This window comes from Ruminococcus sp. Marseille-P328 (genome assembly GCF_964249465.1).
Lineage (GTDB): Bacteria > Bacillota > Clostridia > Lachnospirales > Lachnospiraceae > Blautia_A > Blautia_A faecis.
Window position 1 is genome coordinate 69,304 of record NZ_CAXUBQ010000015.1, and the last position, 16,894, is coordinate 86,197.

The 16,894-nt window shown below is 43.3% G+C and carries 12 protein-coding genes; 11 read left to right on the forward strand and 1 reads right to left on the reverse strand.

From position 1 onward, the window contains the following. The first annotated feature begins 126 nt into the window (after positions 1 to 126). The 7 genes from ACESTK_RS11930 (at position 127) to ACESTK_RS11960 (ending at position 9,280) form a co-directional block, all read left to right on the forward strand. Positions 127 to 1,692, forward strand: a complete 1,566-nt coding sequence (locus ACESTK_RS11930; protein WP_295260463.1) for a GH25 family lysozyme — start codon at positions 127 to 129, stop codon at positions 1,690 to 1,692. A gap of 191 nt (positions 1,693 to 1,883) precedes the next feature. Beyond that, on the forward strand, positions 1,884 to 2,438 hold the full coding sequence (gene rfbC, locus ACESTK_RS11935; RefSeq protein WP_118579668.1) for a dTDP-4-dehydrorhamnose 3,5-epimerase: 555 nt from the start codon (positions 1,884 to 1,886) through the stop codon (positions 2,436 to 2,438). A 10-nt stretch (positions 2,439 to 2,448) separates the two neighbouring features. Then, a complete protein-coding gene (locus tag ACESTK_RS11940) occupies positions 2,449 to 3,264 on the forward strand; it encodes an ABC transporter permease (RefSeq protein WP_118579665.1) in 816 nt (271 codons plus the stop codon). Positions 3,265 to 3,382: 118 nt separating this feature from the next. Beyond that, on the forward strand, positions 3,383 to 4,636 hold the full coding sequence (locus ACESTK_RS11945; RefSeq protein WP_373119824.1) for an ABC transporter ATP-binding protein: 1,254 nt from the start codon (positions 3,383 to 3,385) through the stop codon (positions 4,634 to 4,636). A 6-nt stretch (positions 4,637 to 4,642) separates the two neighbouring features. Continuing rightward, positions 4,643 to 5,572, forward strand: coding sequence for a class I SAM-dependent methyltransferase (locus tag ACESTK_RS11950; protein WP_118579662.1), 930 nt, complete (start codon positions 4,643 to 4,645; stop codon positions 5,570 to 5,572). Continuing rightward, complete coding sequence (locus ACESTK_RS11955) at positions 5,569 to 6,804, forward strand: hypothetical protein (protein ID WP_373119825.1); 1,236 nt, start codon at positions 5,569 to 5,571, stop codon at positions 6,802 to 6,804. The genes ACESTK_RS11950 and ACESTK_RS11955 overlap by 4 nt, the downstream gene beginning before the upstream one ends. Position 6,805: 1 nt before the next feature. Then, on the forward strand, positions 6,806 to 9,280 hold the full coding sequence (locus tag ACESTK_RS11960) for a glycosyltransferase (protein ID WP_373119827.1): 2,475 nt from the start codon (positions 6,806 to 6,808) through the stop codon (positions 9,278 to 9,280). Positions 9,281 to 9,343: 63 nt separating this feature from the next. Here ACESTK_RS11960 and ACESTK_RS11965 read toward each other — a convergent pair whose 3' ends face one another. Beyond that, complete coding sequence (locus ACESTK_RS11965) at positions 9,344 to 10,597, reverse strand: D-alanyl-D-alanine carboxypeptidase family protein (RefSeq protein ID WP_373119828.1); 1,254 nt, start codon at positions 10,595 to 10,597, stop codon at positions 9,344 to 9,346. A 262-nt stretch (positions 10,598 to 10,859) separates the two neighbouring features. Here ACESTK_RS11965 and ACESTK_RS11970 point away from each other — a divergent pair, with 262 nt between their 5' ends. The 4 genes from ACESTK_RS11970 to ACESTK_RS11985 all read left to right on the forward strand — a co-directional run bounded on the left by ACESTK_RS11970 (position 10,860) and on the right by ACESTK_RS11985 (position 16,741). Further along, positions 10,860 to 12,728 carry a glycosyltransferase gene (locus ACESTK_RS11970; RefSeq protein ID WP_187566224.1) on the forward strand — a complete coding sequence of 623 codons (1,869 nt, stop codon included), beginning with the start codon at positions 10,860 to 10,862 and terminating at the stop codon, positions 12,726 to 12,728. Positions 12,729 to 12,737: 9 nt separating this feature from the next. Further along, positions 12,738 to 13,694, forward strand: a complete 957-nt coding sequence (locus ACESTK_RS11975; protein ID WP_148461724.1) for a glycosyltransferase family 2 protein — start codon at positions 12,738 to 12,740, stop codon at positions 13,692 to 13,694. A 228-nt stretch (positions 13,695 to 13,922) separates the two neighbouring features. After that, positions 13,923 to 15,326, forward strand: coding sequence for an undecaprenyl-phosphate glucose phosphotransferase (locus ACESTK_RS11980; protein WP_173716146.1), 1,404 nt, complete (start codon positions 13,923 to 13,925; stop codon positions 15,324 to 15,326). Positions 15,327 to 15,340: 14 nt separating this feature from the next. Continuing rightward, positions 15,341 to 16,741: an LCP family protein gene (locus ACESTK_RS11985; protein ID WP_373119830.1), complete on the forward strand. Its 1,401-nt coding sequence runs from the start codon at positions 15,341 to 15,343 to the stop codon at positions 16,739 to 16,741. Positions 16,742 to 16,894: the final 153 nt, after the last annotated feature.

Here is a 16,894-nt window from a genome sequence, read left to right on the forward strand (position 1 = left end):
GGAAACTGTATAATAACAAAGTAACACATTTTTAACATCTTGTAAGAAACAAGCGAATAAGGGAAAACGGTAAACACTACTGGTCCGGTAAGGAACGTAACCTGAAACTGTTTATCAGGAGGAGATATGGGAAAATGGAAAAAATGGCTGTCTGCCGGTTTATTTACAGCTATGCTTGGAACTGCAATAATTGCAGGACCAACTGCAGATGTAAGTGCCAATGCAGGAAATAAGCCATATAATATTGAAAATGTTTCACCAGATGCGCATCTGGCACCAAGTGTAGGAGATTCCTCTTCCAAGACAAGCTCAAAGGCATGGCACAAAATTGACGGAGTCTGCTACAATGGAAGTGGAAAGAAAGTAGAAGGAGCCATTACCAGAGGTATGGATGTCTCAGAATGGCAGGGAAAGATCAATTGGAAGGAAGCCAAGAAAGATCTGGATTTTGCCTTTGTGCGTATTTCCTATGGAACCAGACATCTGGATGATTATTATGCCTATAATATGACTGAGGCAGAAGCAGCAGATGTGCCGGTGGGAACTTATGTATACAGTCTTGCCAAGACAAACAAAGAAGCACTTGCTGAAGCGCAGCTGGCTATTCGTCAGATGCAGGGACATAAGGTTTCCTATCCGGTAGCTTTTGACCTGGAAGATGAAGCTACATTGGGAACCTTGACCAGAAAGGAAATTTCCCAGATTGCTCTCACATTCTGTGATGAGATCCGCAAGGCAGGATATACACCAATTCTCTACATGAATCTGAATTGGTATAATAATTTTGTAGACTGGAACGTTCTGGAAGGCTCCGGTCTGGATGTCTGGATTGCAAGCTACGGAGATACAATTCTTGCACCGAGCGCCAGCAAATACAAATACACCATCTGGCAGTGCACAGCTGGTGATGAAGTTTCAGGTATGATCAGTACCAAGAAGCTGATCAGTGGAGTTCCCAAAGAGAACAATGTGGATCTGAACTTTGGCTATGTAGATTATACAACCAAGGTTGTTCCCAGATGGAATTCTCAGGAAGGCTATACCCCTGCAAAACAGCCTTTATATTCAGATCCCAAGCTTCACAAGAATGGCTGGACCACTGTTAAAGGCAGAAAATATTACTACACAAATGATAAAAAGGCCAAAGGCTGGCTGGAAATTGATGGCAAGTATTACTGCTTTAGTTCCGTAGACGGACACTTATATAAAAGCAAGCTGATCAAGAAAGACGGCACTGCTTATTACGTGGACAAAAACGGTGTACGTGTAGAAAATAAAGTTGTGACAAAGAAAGGCAAGACCTACTATTTCGGAGCAGATGGCAAAGCCCTGACAGGTATGCGCAAGGTGGGCAGGAAATATTATTATTTCAGCACTACATCCTTTGCCATGGAAAAGAATTACAAATATGTAGCAGCCAACGGCAGCATTTACTATTTTGGAAGTAAAGGTTACCGTGCAAAGAACAAGTTTATCACCCTCACAGAGAATGGCAGGAAGAATACTTATTATTTTGGAAAAAATGGAAAGGCTTATAAGGGCTGGTACACTATCAAAGGAAAAAAATATTATTTCTACCGCGGAACGGGTGCTGGCGCAGGAGTACGTGCGCAGAACGTGAGCCTGACCAGTGCAGATGGACTCGTTTCCGTATTTAACAAAAATGGTGTATGTACCAAACAATACAGATAGGATGACCAGTAACAGTAACCAATAATCTTGATTTATCAGACGGAATCATGTATATTAGAGCGTGTTTGAAAGATCTCCCACAAATTGTGACGCACATCTTGCAGAAAACCTTTTTAAACACGTTCCAAGAAGTCGATAAGACTGTAAATTTGACTGAATATAAAATGAAAGATAAATAAGGAGAAAAGAAAATGGGAAAAATTAAAGTAACAAATTGTGATGATATTGAAGGATTAAAAGTAATCGAGCCAACCGTATTTGGAGATTCCAGAGGTTATTTTATGGAGACTTACAATTACAATGACTTCAAAGAGGCAGGAATTGACGTAGAATTCGTACAGGATAATCAGTCCAGCTCACGTTATGGTGTTCTTCGCGGTCTCCATTTCCAGCTTCATTATCCACAGGACAAACTTGTCCGCGTAGTAAACGGAGAAGTGTTTGATGTGGCTGTAGATTTAAGAGAGGGCTCCAAAACTTATGGAAAATGGTACGGAGTTGTTCTTTCAGCAGAGAATAAGAAACAGTTTTTTATTCCGAAAGGATTTGCACATGGCTTCCTGGTTCTTTCTGAGAATGCGGAGTTTACTTATAAATGCTCCGATTTTTATCATCCAAACGATGAGGGCGGTCTGATCTGGAATGATCCGGACATCAATGTACAGTGGCCGATTCCGGAAGGTATGGAGCTGATCTTCTCTGACAAGGATCAGAAATGGGGCAGCTTTAAGGAACTTAACAGATAGGAGACTGTAAATGCTTAAGTCTATTTTTTCCCTGCCGGCGGATTTATATAAAAACCGCCGGCTGGTTATGAAACTGGCAAAAAATGATTTCAAGACCCGATATGCAGGTTCTTATTTTGGAACCTTCTGGGCTTTCGTTCAGCCGGTGGTAACAATTCTGGTATACTGGTTTGTATTTTCAGTGGGGTTCCGGTCCAACACAGATGAACTGGGAGTCCCTTTTGTGCTTTATCTGGTAGCTGGTATTGTGCCCTGGTTTTTCTTTTCTGATGCGCTTTCCGGAGGTACCAATTCGCTTCTGGAATACAATTACCTTGTAAAAAAGGTAGTGTTCAACATCAGCGTCCTTCCGGTAGTAAAAATAATTTCCGCTTTATTTGTACATGGCTTTTTTGTACTTCTGGCAATTATTCTTTATATATGTAACGGAAGATTTCCTGACTGGTACTACCTTCAGATATTGTATTATAGTGCATGTGTCTTTTTCCTTGTTCTGGGACTTTGCTATGCTACCAGTGCAATAGCAGTCCTTTTCCGCGATCTGAACCAGATTATTGGTATCGGATTACAGGTTGGAGTATGGCTGACTCCTATTATGTGGGTGTCAGAGAGCATGATCGGTACCAACAGCCTTCTATACAAAATTCTTCAGCTGAATCCTGTATTTTATATTGTATCAGGATATCGTGACGCATTTATTATCAAGCGCTGGTTCTTCGAAAGACCAGTCTGGACATTATATTTCTGGATATTTGCCATTTGCTGCTTCCTGTTTGGAAACTGGATCTTTAAGCGGCTTCGGGTTCATTTTGCAGATGTTCTGTAAATAGGAGAAAAGCAGTTATGAATCGAAATGTATTCAGCGAAGAAGGCATGTTCGATGAAGTACAGAACTGTAGAGGAACTGAGCAGTTACAAAGCGGATAGAAAAGAAAGGAAACAACGTGGAAAGTAAAAACGCCATTGAAATAAGAAATTTGTCCAAGATGTATAAGCTCTATAACAGACCACTGGACCGCCTGAAGGATTCTCTGGGGCTTAGTCATAAGAAGCTGTATAAAGAGCATTATGCACTTAAGGATGTTAGTTTTGATATTGGAGAAGGAGAATGCGTTGGTATTATTGGAACAAACGGCTCCGGAAAATCCACCATTCTGAAAATTATTACCGGTGTACTGGCTCCTACAGCCGGAACCGTAACCGTAAATGGAAGAATTTCGGCTCTTCTGGAACTGGGAGCCGGATTTAATCCGGAATATTCTGGTATGGAAAATATTTTCCTGAATGGTACCATGTTAGGCTTTTCCGAAGAAGAAATCAACGCAAGGCTGGATGAAATCCTCAGTTTTGCAGATATTGGTGACTTTATCCATCAGCCGGTAAAGACCTACTCCAGTGGTATGTTTGTACGCCTGGCCTTTGCTGTGGCTATCAACATAGATCCGGAGATCCTGGTAGTGGATGAAGCACTTTCTGTAGGTGATGTATTTTTTCAGGCGAAATGCTATCATAAGTTTGAGGAATTTAAGAAACAGGGCAAAACTATTTTGTTTGTAAGTCACGACCTGGGAAGCATTTCCAAATACTGCGATCGTGTTATTCTTTTGAATCAGGGTGTTATGCTGGACGAGGGTACGCCTAAAGCTATGGTAGACATGTATAAGCAGCTTTTGGTACATCAGGATCCGGTGAAACAGGCAGAAGGCTCAGAGACAAAGAAAGAAGACTGGAAACAGGGATTCCTTGTGAACCCGAACACATTGGAGTATGGGGAAAAACAGGCTGAGATCACAGACTTCGTTGTAATGGATTCCAAGAGCCTTCAGACCAACACGATCGAGAAGGGGTCTAAATTTCAGATTAAAATGCGCATTCATTTTCATGAAAGCATTCAGCAGCCTATTATGGCTTTCACATTCAAGAATATTCAGGGAACTGAGATCACAGGAACCAACACTATGTATGAAGGTGTGAATGTGGAACACACAGACGCAGGGGATGAGTGTGTAGTGGTTTTTGAGCAGAAAATGGATATGCAGGGTGGGGAATATCTTCTCTCCTTTGGCTGTACCGGCTATCGGAATGGAGATTTTACCGTATTCCATCGTTTATATGATGCATGCAACATAACTGTGGTTTCTTCCAAAAATACAGTTGGATTCTACGATATGAATTCCAAAGTGTGGATAGAGGAATAATAAAATATGCAGGAAAAAATCGGAAACGTAACATTAGATTATGAGTATTACCCAGGCGAGGATCTGTACAGCGATGGTCCTGTGGAAGAAGAACTTCTGGAAATTGCGAAAAATTATCAGGAGAAGGAATTAAACCAGTTGATCTATGAACGAAACAGCTGGCCGGTCCTTTATCATTTTTCACATATTCGCCAGAATATTCTGGAGTGGCTTCCTATCACAAAAGAACAGAAAGTTTTGGAAATCGGGTCCGGATGTGGACCGATCACAGGGGTTCTCGCGCGAAAAGCCAAAAGTGTCACCTGTATCGATCTGTCAAAAATGCGCAGCACCATCAATGCATATCGAAATCGCGAATGCGATAATGTGAAAATTATGGTAGGTAATTTTCAGGATGTGGAGAGTAGCCTTACTGAGAAATATGATTACATTACCCTGATCGGTGTGTTTGAATATTCCCAGGGCTATATCGGGACAGCACAGCCTTATGTGGAAATGCTCCGACGCATTGCCCGCCATCTGGCACCGGGAGGTAGAATCGTGATCGCGATTGAGAACCGGCTTGGTCTGAAATACTGGGCCGGCTGCACCGAAGATCATGTGGGAAAATATTTTGAAGGACTGGAGAACTATCCGGATACCAGAAGTGTGCGGACTTTTTCCAGAAAGGAACTGTCTGATATTATTGACCAGGCTGGTGAATTTAAGACTACTTTCTATTATCCATATCCGGATTACAAATTCCCGATGACTATTTATTCAGACAAGCGTCTGCCGAAGAAAGGCGAGCTTCGGGATAATTTCTGCAATTTTGACCGTAACAGAATACAATTGTTCAATGAGGGGAAAGTATACGATTCCCTCACTGATGCAGGACTTTTTCAGGAATTTTCCAATTCATTCCTGGTGATTGTGGAAAGGAAGGAAAACAAATGAAAGAGATTATTTTCAGTAAATATTCCAATGAAAGAAGCCGTTCCTTCGCAATTCGCACTGACATTGTGGAAGAAGATGGGAAAAGATGGCTGGAGAAAAAATGGCTGTATCCGGAAGGAAAAGAACATGTTCTTCGTATGAAAAAATGGAATCAGAAGCTTGATCAGATGTATGGGGAAGTTCCGTTTCTGAGCAACAAGTGCGAGATAGGCGAAGACTGTGCTTATTTTGAGTATCTGGAACAGGAGAATCTTGCAGAATATCTGGATGATCTGCTGGGAAAGGGAGAAAAGGAAAAAGCTGAGAAAATTTTCACAGAATATCTGGAAAACATACAGAAGCTTCACAGCAAGAAGCCGTTCACAATAACTGAGGAATTCAAAAATGTTTTCGGTGATGTGCCTATGCCTGGCGGACTGACATGTACAGATGTTACAAATATTGATATGATCTGTGACAATGTTGTAATGACCAGTCCATATACGCTTCTGGACTATGAATGGACATTTGAGTTTCCTGTTCCCTGTGAATTTGTACTGTATCGGATCATCCATTACTATATACAGACGCATAAAGTGCGTGAAGTGCTGAATGCAGCCGGATTTTATGAGAAATTTGGTATTTCAGAAGTGATGAGAACCAGTTTTTCCAGAATGGAAAGCGGTTTTCAGGTATATATTACAGGCATGCATGTTCCTATGAGGGAGATGTATGCCACAATGACTCCAGGGGTGGAATATTTGTCCCTGAGTAATCTAGGACCGCTGCAGGTATATTTCGCAGAACAAAGAGGTATGTATTCCGAAGCAAGTTCTGTAAAAAGACCTATTATGGCCGGAAAGGTAAAATGCACCTTGAATCTGCCGAAAAGCTGCAGGTTTATTAGAATTGATCCAGGTGATCATCCGTGTACGGTACATCTTGCAGCAATCCGCTTTGACAGGATGCCTGCTTCCATGGATGGGGTTCTGACACCCGATGGAACAATCTGCGGCAGCTGGGCCTTCCTTTCACGGTTTGATCCCTGCATTGTAGATATAGAAGTTCCGGAAGGTGCTAAGAATCTTACACTGAACCTGGAGATTGATGAGGCAAAAGAAGATATGCTGAATGAGATCCGTGCCCTTGAGGTGAGAAGCCACAGTCTTAAAGGAGTGCTTGGAGAGCGGGCGAGAGAAGCAGTGGACCGTCTGAAAAATGGTCGGGAATCTTCTGCAAAGAAAGGAAAGTAGAATGAATCAAAAGGTAATGCTGGTTGAAAAAGAACGGTTTCTTTTGAATGATAATTGCAAATATATGATCACAGGAAGGGTTTCAAAGGAAGCAGATATAGAGTGTTATCTGGATGGTATCCGCCTTCTTTCTGAGGCAAACCTGATTACTGTGATGACCGGATTTATGAGGGCTGTGGAGACGAAAAATCCAGGAGGCAAATGGGTGGAGGTACTGGTTACCCTGCCTGAAAATCTGCAGAATTACAAAAAACTTGAGGTATACGCTGTTAACGGAAAGGAGCGTTTCCTCTGGTATAAGATGAAAACCCCGGATCTTATGAGAAAACAGGGAAAACCTCAGCTTTTTGTTGATGGGGAATCTATAGTCAGAGAACAGAAGAAGGTTATCCTTGCCGGCTGGGCAGTAGGAACCACACCGGTTTCCCTGCAGGTATATGATGAAAATAAAAAGCCTGTGAAAATAACCCTGAAGCGGAATACCCGAATGGACGTGGCTGAAATGTTTCGGGAATGCGAAGTGAATAAGGATTGCGGATTCCATATCCAGGCAGAAAATGTATCTGGAAAGAAGGCTTATCTTGTTGCAAAGGATGAGAACGGAAAAAAGGCAGTCTACCAGATTGGTATTTCAAAGGGCGAACGCTTTAAGGCAAAAGCCAGCCTTTATTCGAAAAAGGCAATGGAGAATTATCGTTCCAATGGTATTCATACTGTAATTCGTAAATCTCTGATCAAGCTGGAAGCATTGAGCAAGGGAGACGGTCTTTACCAGACCTGGCTGAAGGAGAACAGGGTTACTAAGAAAGAACTGAATCAGCAGAGAAAGACTGTTTTTCGGGAGAACATTAAGTTTAGCCTTGTGGTTCCTCTCTATAAGACGGATAAGTACCTTTTGAAGGCTCTTGTGGATTCTGTGCTGGCGCAGACATACAGCAACTGGGAACTTTGCCTTTCAGATGGAAGTGGAGCAGATTCTCCGATCCGCAGTATTCTGGAAGAGTATCAGAAAAAGGATCCAAGGATCAAAGTTGTTTTCAATGAGAAACAGCTGCAGATTTCAGACAATACAAATGCTGCTATTGGAATTGCCACTGGAAATTATATTGCATTTGCAGATCATGATGATACCCTGGCAGAGGAAGCTTTTTATCAGATGGCAAAGGAAATCTCACAGCATCCGGAGGCGGATCTTATTTATTCTGATGAGGATATTATTGATATAAGAGGAAATCGGCTTTTCCCTCATTTTAAGCCGGATTTTAACCCTGATTATCTGTGCTGCGTAAATTATATCTGCCATCTGGTGGTTGTAAAGAGAACACTTCTCGACCGAACAGGACTTTTGCGGCCAGAATATGACGGTTCCCAGGACTTTGATTTTCTGCTTCGCTGCACGGAGCATACAGACAGTGAGAAGATCCGCCATATTCCCAAAATTCTGTATCACTGGAGAAGCCATGAGGGTTCCACAGCGGGCAATCCGGATGACAAGCCATATGCAGTGATCGCAGGAGAAAAGGCTCTTGCAGGGCATTATGAGCGCATGGGAATTAAGGCAGAGGTGGAATACACTGGATGCCCGGTCGTTTTCAGAACCCATTTTGTTATAGAGGGTGACCCGAAGGTATCAATTCTGATTCCGAATAAGGATCATACAGAGGATCTGAATAAATGTGTGACTTCCATTCTGGAGAGGAGCACCTGGAAAAATATCCAGATTATAGTAATTGAGAATAACAGTGAGAAGGAAGAGACCTTCCACTATTATGAGGAACTTGAGAAGCGGTATCCTCAGGCAAAAGTGGTTACATGGGATGGTCCCTTCAACTATTCAGCAATCAACAATTTTGGTGCAAAATATGCGGATGGAGATTATTTACTTCTGTTGAATAATGATACAGAGGTTATTACTCCAGAGTGGCTGGAGAACATGATGGGCTATTGCCAGAGAGAGGATGTGGGCATTGTAGGAGCCAAGCTCCTTTACCCGGATAATACGGTTCAGCATGCTGGTGTCGTGGTAGGAATCGCAGGTTTTGCAGGACATATTCTTACCGGATATGACAGATATGCCACAGGATATTTGTGGAGACTGGCAACTACACAGGATGAGAGCGCAGTAACAGGCGCCTGTCTGATGGTGAAGCGAAGCGTTTTTGAGGAACTTCATGGGCTGGATGAAAGCTTTGCAGTGGGACTGAATGATATTGACTTCTGTCTTAGGGCAAGGGCACTTGGTAAATTGGTTGTATTTACTCCGGAGGCCTGCCTGTACCATTATGAATCTAAGTCACGCGGACTGGAGAATACGCCGGAGAAGAAGGCGCGTCTTCAGAAAGAGGTGGATCATTTCCGGGAACGTTACAGAGATTTTCTGAAAAAGGGTGATCCGTATTACAATCCGAATCTGAGTATTGTGAGAGGAGATTGTGCATTCAGGATGGCGTATGAGAAGAAGGATGAAATAGTTTGATGCAGAACTAACATAAAAACCCAGTCGGGAGAGGAAGATACCCTGTCCCGACTGGGTTTTTTATTAGGATTTTACAATTTTCACGATCCTCCAGATCAAAAGAATCAGAAGAAGTAAGAATACACCGGCAATTACAAAATACGGAATTTCAGTGTGATTATCGGAGTAGTCCTTGGCCGCCTGCATGTGTTGCTGACCTTCCTGGACGGAGGCAGTATCATCAGACTGAACAACTTCAAGGACTGCAGATCCCACAGAAGTGCCGTTAAAAAGGTAGGTGCGGTCAATCTGGTCGCCGTTCTGGGAATCTTCTGTGGTAAGGCTATCGGCACCGGTGCCGGCTGGAACTACTACATCACCGCCGGAGATAATGCTGAAATCGCTGTCTCCAAGGGATAAAGTTACAAACTGATCGAATCCATAATTGAGAATAGAGGCTGCATCAGGAGCTGTCTGACCGGAAGCACCTTTCAGGACTACGCTGATCAGAGTCATGCCATTTCGCTGGGCTGCACATACCAGTGTACTTCCGGAGGCTTCCGTATAACCTTCCTTACCGCCGATACATCCTTCATAAAATTCGGTGCTGCCAGTATCTGTCATGGTGAATTTGCTGGTCAGGTTACGGGCTGCCGCTTTATTGGTGGCAGGGATCGTGTAGCTGGTGGCTGCTGCGATGGTTCTGAAAGACTCATTCTGGATGGCGGCCTGCATGATCAGCGCCATGTCGTGGGCTGTAGTGTGCTGGTTGTCATCCGGAAGTCCGGTGGGATTCGTGAATACGGTATTGGTACATCCAAGCTCCTGTGCCCGGGTATTCATCTGCTGGACAAAGCCGTCTACAGAACCGCCTACATGCTCTGCAATCTGCAGTGCAATATCATTGGCAGAGGCAACCATAATGGCATACAGGCACTGCTCTACAGTGAAGACCTCGTCAACCTGTGAGGAAATACTGGCACCACCGTCTGTGACACCGGAAACTCCGGTGGCGGTCATGGTAACCTCATCTGTGAGCTGTGTATTCTCAAGAGCCAGAAGACAGGTCATGATCTTGACTGTACTTCCAGGGAAAAGTACTTCGTCTGCATTCTTGGAATAGAGAATGGTATTGGTGGTATTCTCCATGACTACAGCCGCTTCAGAAGAAATATCGGAAGCCTGTGGCCATCCGGAAATGGAATTGGTAGATATGGTACCTGATGCTTCAACTGCTGCACTCTGGTCTGCCTCTTCTGCAGATATGGGAACCTGGAAAAGAAGAGATGCAAAAAGACCAAGAGCCAGAAAAACTGAGGTTATCTTTCGCTTTTTCATAGTATAATGAACTCCTGTATTAAAATAAGGGTATCTGCAGTGCTGTCTGTGAACAACATGGTAACACTCTTTCTGACAGTGCAGATACAATTCTGCTGCAAGTATAACATATAGTATATTTTTCCTGTAAAATAGAAAAATATAATACAAATATAATCATATCCTAAAATGTGGTTCAATTCAACCTTTCTTTTACAGCTTCCTTGCAAAATTGTTTCTTCAATGTTAAAATAGGGTCATTATAAAAGCAAAGGATTTTAATATGAGCGATAAAAACGGATCAGAGGGACGGATCCAGTGGTCTCGTTTCTTCAAAAAATTATCTCCTTACATGATCCAGAAGGGACTTTTGTATCTGAAGCATTATGGTCCAAGGGAGTTCTGGATACGGCTGCACGAGCGCTTTGAGCCAGAGGAGATCCCTTATGGTCCCTGGTACGCGGCATATGTGCCGGACCAGACGGTCCTTGACAAACAAAGAAAGAAAAAATTTGCTTACGCACCTCTTATCAGCGTGGTAGTTCCGGCTTATCGTACTCCGGAATTATTTTTGCGGCAGATGATCGATTCACTGGAAGCACAGACCTATGAGGACTGGGAGCTTTGCATTGCCAATGGAAGTCCGGAAGATCAGTCCATGAGAAAAGTGCTGGAAGAATACAGCAGCAGGGACAGGAGAGTACGCTGGCAGGAACTCACTGAGAATAAAGGGATTGCAGAGAACACCAATGCTGCATTTGCCATGGCAAAGGGAGAATTTGTGGGGCTTCTGGATCATGATGATCTTCTTGCGCCAAATGCTCTTTACGAGGTTGTGAATGCACTGAACCAGCATGAGCACGGGGATGCAGTATACACAGATGAGGATAAGGTGACTGCTGAACTGGATGAGCATTTTCAGCCGCACCTGAAGCCAGATTTTAATATTGATCTGCTTCGTTCCAATAACTATATCTGTCACTTTTTTGTTGTGCGGCGGCAGCTTGTAGAAGAAGTGGGCGGATTCCGCAGGGAATTTGACGGAGCACAGGACTATGATTTTATTTTCCGTTGTGTGGAAAAAGCCAGGGAAGTGGTGCATGTACCGGAGATTTTGTACCATTGGCGTACCCACAAGGCATCTACTGCTGATAATCCTGCAAGTAAGATGTACGCTTTTGAAGCAGGCAAACGTGCTATCGAGGCACATCTTGAGAGGACTGGAGTAAAAGGCACTGTAAGCCATACTCCGGATCTTGGATTTTACAGAGTGAAATACCCGGTACAGGGACATCCGCTTGTTTCCATTATCATTCCCAATAAAGACGAGAAGGAAACTCTGGAGAAATGCCTGGAATCTATTAAGAAGAACACACTCTACGACAATTATGAGATCATTATCGTGGAGAATAACAGCACTACAGATGAGATTTTTGATTATTACAGGAAGATTTCAGAGGATCCCAGGATCCATCTGATCTGCTGGAAAAAGGAATTCAACTATTCCGCGATCAACAACTTTGGGGTTAAAAATGCCAGAGGTGAATATCTCCTTTTTCTGAATAATGATGTAACGGTCATTACAGAGGACTGGATGGGAGAAATGCTGGGGGTGTGTCAGCGAAGAGAAGTGGGAGCGGTAGGTGTGAAACTGATCTATCCGGACAATACCATCCAGCACGCAGGCTGTGTGATCGGAATTGGTGGAATTGCAGGTCATATGTTTGTGGATATGCCTGCGGATCGTACCGGATATCTCCACAAGGCGTCTATTTTACAGGATATGAGCGCTGTAACTGCAGCCTGTATGATGATGAAGCGCAGTGCTTTTGACAAAGTGGGCGGCTTCACAGAAGAACTTGCAGTCGCCTTTAACGATGTGGATCTGTGCCTGAAGACTACGAAAGCAGGTTATCTGGTGGTTTATGATCCTTATGCAAGGCTTTACCATATGGAATCCAAGACCCGCGGAGCAGAGAACAATGAGGTGAAAGTCAGACGTTTCCAGCGGGAAATCGAATATATGAGATGTAACTGGATCGATATTCTGAAGAACGGTGATCCCAATTATAATAAGAATCTTTCCCTGACCAAGTGGAATTATTCTTTAAGACCACTTCCGGGCATGACCGGCAAAAAGGAGGAAGACTAAGAAGACATTATGCAGGAAGTATCAGTCATTATTCCCAATTATAATGGGATGGCATATCTGGAGGGTGTGCTTTCAAGCCTGGAGCAGCAGGCGTTTCAGAATTTTGAGACCATTCTGGTGGACAATGGATCCTCAGATGGAAGCGTTGCCTTTGTAATGGGGAACTTTCCCTGGGTACACATTGTGGAGCTGCCAGATAATTTCGGCTTTTCAAGAGCTGTAAATGAGGGGATTTATGCATCACGGACACCTTATGTGCTCCTTTTGAATAACGATACAGAAGTAGATAAGAATTTTGTGGGGGAAATGCTGGCAGCTATAAAGCGTCATAAGAAGGCCTTCTCCTGCAGTGCAAGGATGATCTGTTATCATGACCGGAATAAACTGGATGATGCAGGAAATTATTATTCTGCTCTTGGCTGGGCATATGCCCGGGGCAAAGGAAAGGATATTCATTCCTTTGAGAAGGAAGGGCGGATATTTGCTTCATGCGCTGGCGCAGCTATTTACCGTAAGAAGGTTTTTGAGAAAATCGGATATTTTGATGAAGAGCATTTTGCATATCTGGAAGATATTGATGTGGGCTATCGTGCCAGGATCTTTGGATATGAGAACTGGTATGTGCCAGCTGCACTGGTCTATCATGTAGGCAGCGGAACAAGCGGATCCAGATACAATCAGTTTAAGACCAGATATTCTTCAAGAAATAATATTTATCTGATCTACAAAAATATGCCGGTTCTTCAGATTATTTTGAATCTTCCTTTTCTGGTGCCGGGCTTTGGCATGAAGATCCTGTTTTTTTCCCAGAAGGGAATGGGCAGGGAGTATGTGGCAGGAATCAAAAATGGGTTCCAGATCAGTCATAGAAATAAAAAAGTGAAGTTCCACATGAGAAATCTTGGAAGATACGCCAGAATCCAGCTGGAACTGTGGTGGAATATAATTTACAGATTTATGGTATAAAAAGTTTGTGCAGAAGTGATTCGTTATTATTTCGTAACTATTTTTCGTGTTAATGTATGAAGAATTTATTGCAATTCTGTTTTATCTATTATAAGATAGAGGAAGTCACAGACCGGATAGTGCTTAAAGCGTGAGATGTGGATGAAACGCGCAGCAGGAACAGGTTTGTGAAGGTTGCTGTGAGTGACAGAACCAGCAACATGCGAAGAAGGGCAGAGGTGGCAGAGATTGATTAAAGATAATCAGAAGAACTTCAGTCGGCTCCATGTCGTTATAGATGCCTGTGTAATTACGTTATCTTATATGTTTGCCTGGGCGCTGAGATTTATCGGACCTTTTGCAGCAAATGCTGTCCGGGCCAGAAGCTTCCAGCAGTATATGTCTGCACTGGTATTTATCCTGCCGGCATATATTCTGCTGTATCATGCGTTTTCACTGTATGAACCAATGCGGATGCAGGGAAGACGTCTTGTGCTGTCTAATATTGTAAAAGCCAATTCTCTTGGTATTCTGATCACTACATTTATTTTGTATACCATTGAAGAAGGCGATATTTCCCGTTCTGTACTGTATATGTTTTATGGAATCTGCATTGTGGCAAGCTGGGGAGCAAGAATGTTCATTTTCTACAGCCTGCGCAAAATGCGAAAGAAAGGACTGAACCAGAAACAGGTAGTGCTGGTTGGGTACAGCCGGGCAGCAGAAGAGTATATTGACCGCATTCAGCAGAACCCTCAGTGGGGATATGTGGTAAGAGGCATTCTGGATGACAATATTACTGCAGGTACCATGTATAAAGGCGTCAAGGTGATCGGAAGAATTGCCAATCTAAACGTGATCCTGCCGGAGAACAGGCTTGACGAGATTGCGATTACACTGGGATTAAGTGAATATTACCGACTGGAGGAGATTGTAGCGCTTTGTGAGAAATCAGGAGTGCATACAAAATTTATTCCGGATTATAATAAGATTATTCCTACGAAACCATATACAGAGGATATTCTGGGACTTCCGGTGATCAATATCCGGTATGTTCCTCTTAGTAATACTTTTAATGCCATGATAAAAAGAATAATGGATATCTGTGGCTCCATTATTGGAATTATTGTGGCGTCGCCGATCATGCTGGTACTATGTGCGCTGATAAAGCTCACTTCTCCTGGACCGCTGATCTACCGTCAGGAACGTGTGGGTCTCCATAATCAGACTTTCTGGATGTATAAATTCCGTTCTATGGAGATTCAGCCGGAGGCAGAGGAGAAGAAAGCCTGGACAGTAAAAAATGATCCTAGGGTTACAGCAATCGGCAGATTTATGCGAAGAACCAGCCTTGATGAACTTCCCCAGCTTTTTAATATTTTTAAGGGAGATATGAGTCTGGTAGGGCCAAGACCTGAGAGACCATTTTTTGTGGAAAAGTTCCGTGAAGAGATTCCGAGATATATGGTGAAGCACCAGGTAAGACCCGGGCTGACCGGATGGGCACAGGTAAACGGATACAGAGGTGACACTTCCATCCGCAAGAGGATTGAGTGTGATCTTTACTATATCGAGAACTGGACTGTAGGGCTTGATATCAAGATAATGTTTATGACGATCTTTAAAGGATTCATTAATAAGAATGCGTATTGAGAAAGGAAAGAAAAATGGCAAGACCTGGTAGAAAAAAGAGGACTGCTTTGTTTATTGTGGAAATTATCTGTCTTTTGCTGTTTATTGGCGGATTGTATGTATATGGACAGATTGATTCCAGATTGAACAAGATTGAGACACCTCAGCTGGATGAGAGCAAGATTGTTACGAATGTGACAGCACCACAGATGTCTGGCTATACAACTTATGCACTTTTCGGAATCGACCAGCGCTTCAAGAATGCTGCGCTTGATGCACAGAACAGTGATACCATTATCATTGCAAGTATTAATAATGATACCAAAGAGGTGAAACTTGCTTCCGTATATCGTGATACTCTTCTGGATATTGGAAATGATACTTATACCAAGGCAAATGCTGCTTACGCATATGGCGGTCCGGAACAGGCCATTTCCATGCTGAATACCATGCTTGACCTGAAAATTACGGATTACGTAACTGTTAATTTTAATGCAATGGTAGCTGCAATAGATGCACTTGGCGGTCTTGATATTCCTCTTTCCTATGCGGAAATGGTGTTTATGAATGACTATTGTATAGAAACTTCCCAGGAGACCGGCAAAAGCTACACGCCAGTAGAACTGCCGGATCCCAAGCCGGAGAACGAGGAGGAAATCCTTGGAACATACCATCTGAATGGTGTACAGTCAGTTTCTTACTGTCGTATCCGTTACACTGCAAGCATGGATATGGGACGTACTGAGCGTCAGCGCCGTGTGATCGGAATGATGGTTGACAAAGCAAAGGCAGCAGGAATTACCACCATTTTCAATATTATGGACGAGGTATTTCCTATGATTTCCACATCCATCACGAAGACTGAGATTCTGAACCTGATTCCGACGCTGATGGGGTATAACATTGCGGATACTACCGGTTTCCCAGCCAAGTACAAATTTGCGGATGTGAAGAAGGCCAGCATGGTTGTTGCAGACACGCTGGAGGATAATGTAAAGGAACTTCATAAGTTTCTGTATGGTGCTGACGAGAATTACCAGCCGTCACAGAATATCGTGGAGGCGAATGCCCGGATCATTGAGCTTGTAGGCGGTGCAGATACCTTGGTTGATCAGTCTCCGATTGCAAGTAATGAAGCAGGAAATTCTTCTGATATTGTATGGCAGGGTGACGGAAGCGGAAACTATGATTACAATGATTATGGTGGAAGTGATTACGACAACAGCTACGACAACAGCTATGATAACAGCTACGACAATAGCTATGACAGCGGAAACGACTATAGTGGAGACGATAGCGGCGATTATAGCGATGGCAGTTATGACAGTGGAAGTGATTCTGGCAGCAGTTACGATAATGGAGGAGACTACAGCGGCGGAGATTATAGTGGAGACAGCTCCGGCGATGGCGGTTTCGAAGATGGAAGCGGATATTGATCAGTAGATAAATATTCCATGATTGAAAATTTAAAGGGACCATCCGAAAGGAAGTGGTCCCTTTTTCGCGAAAAGGATGTGCGCTCTGCCAGCAGTGTTACCATATTGCGAAAGTATATTTATTCGTGCAGAGCCTGAAAGAGGAGAGATACT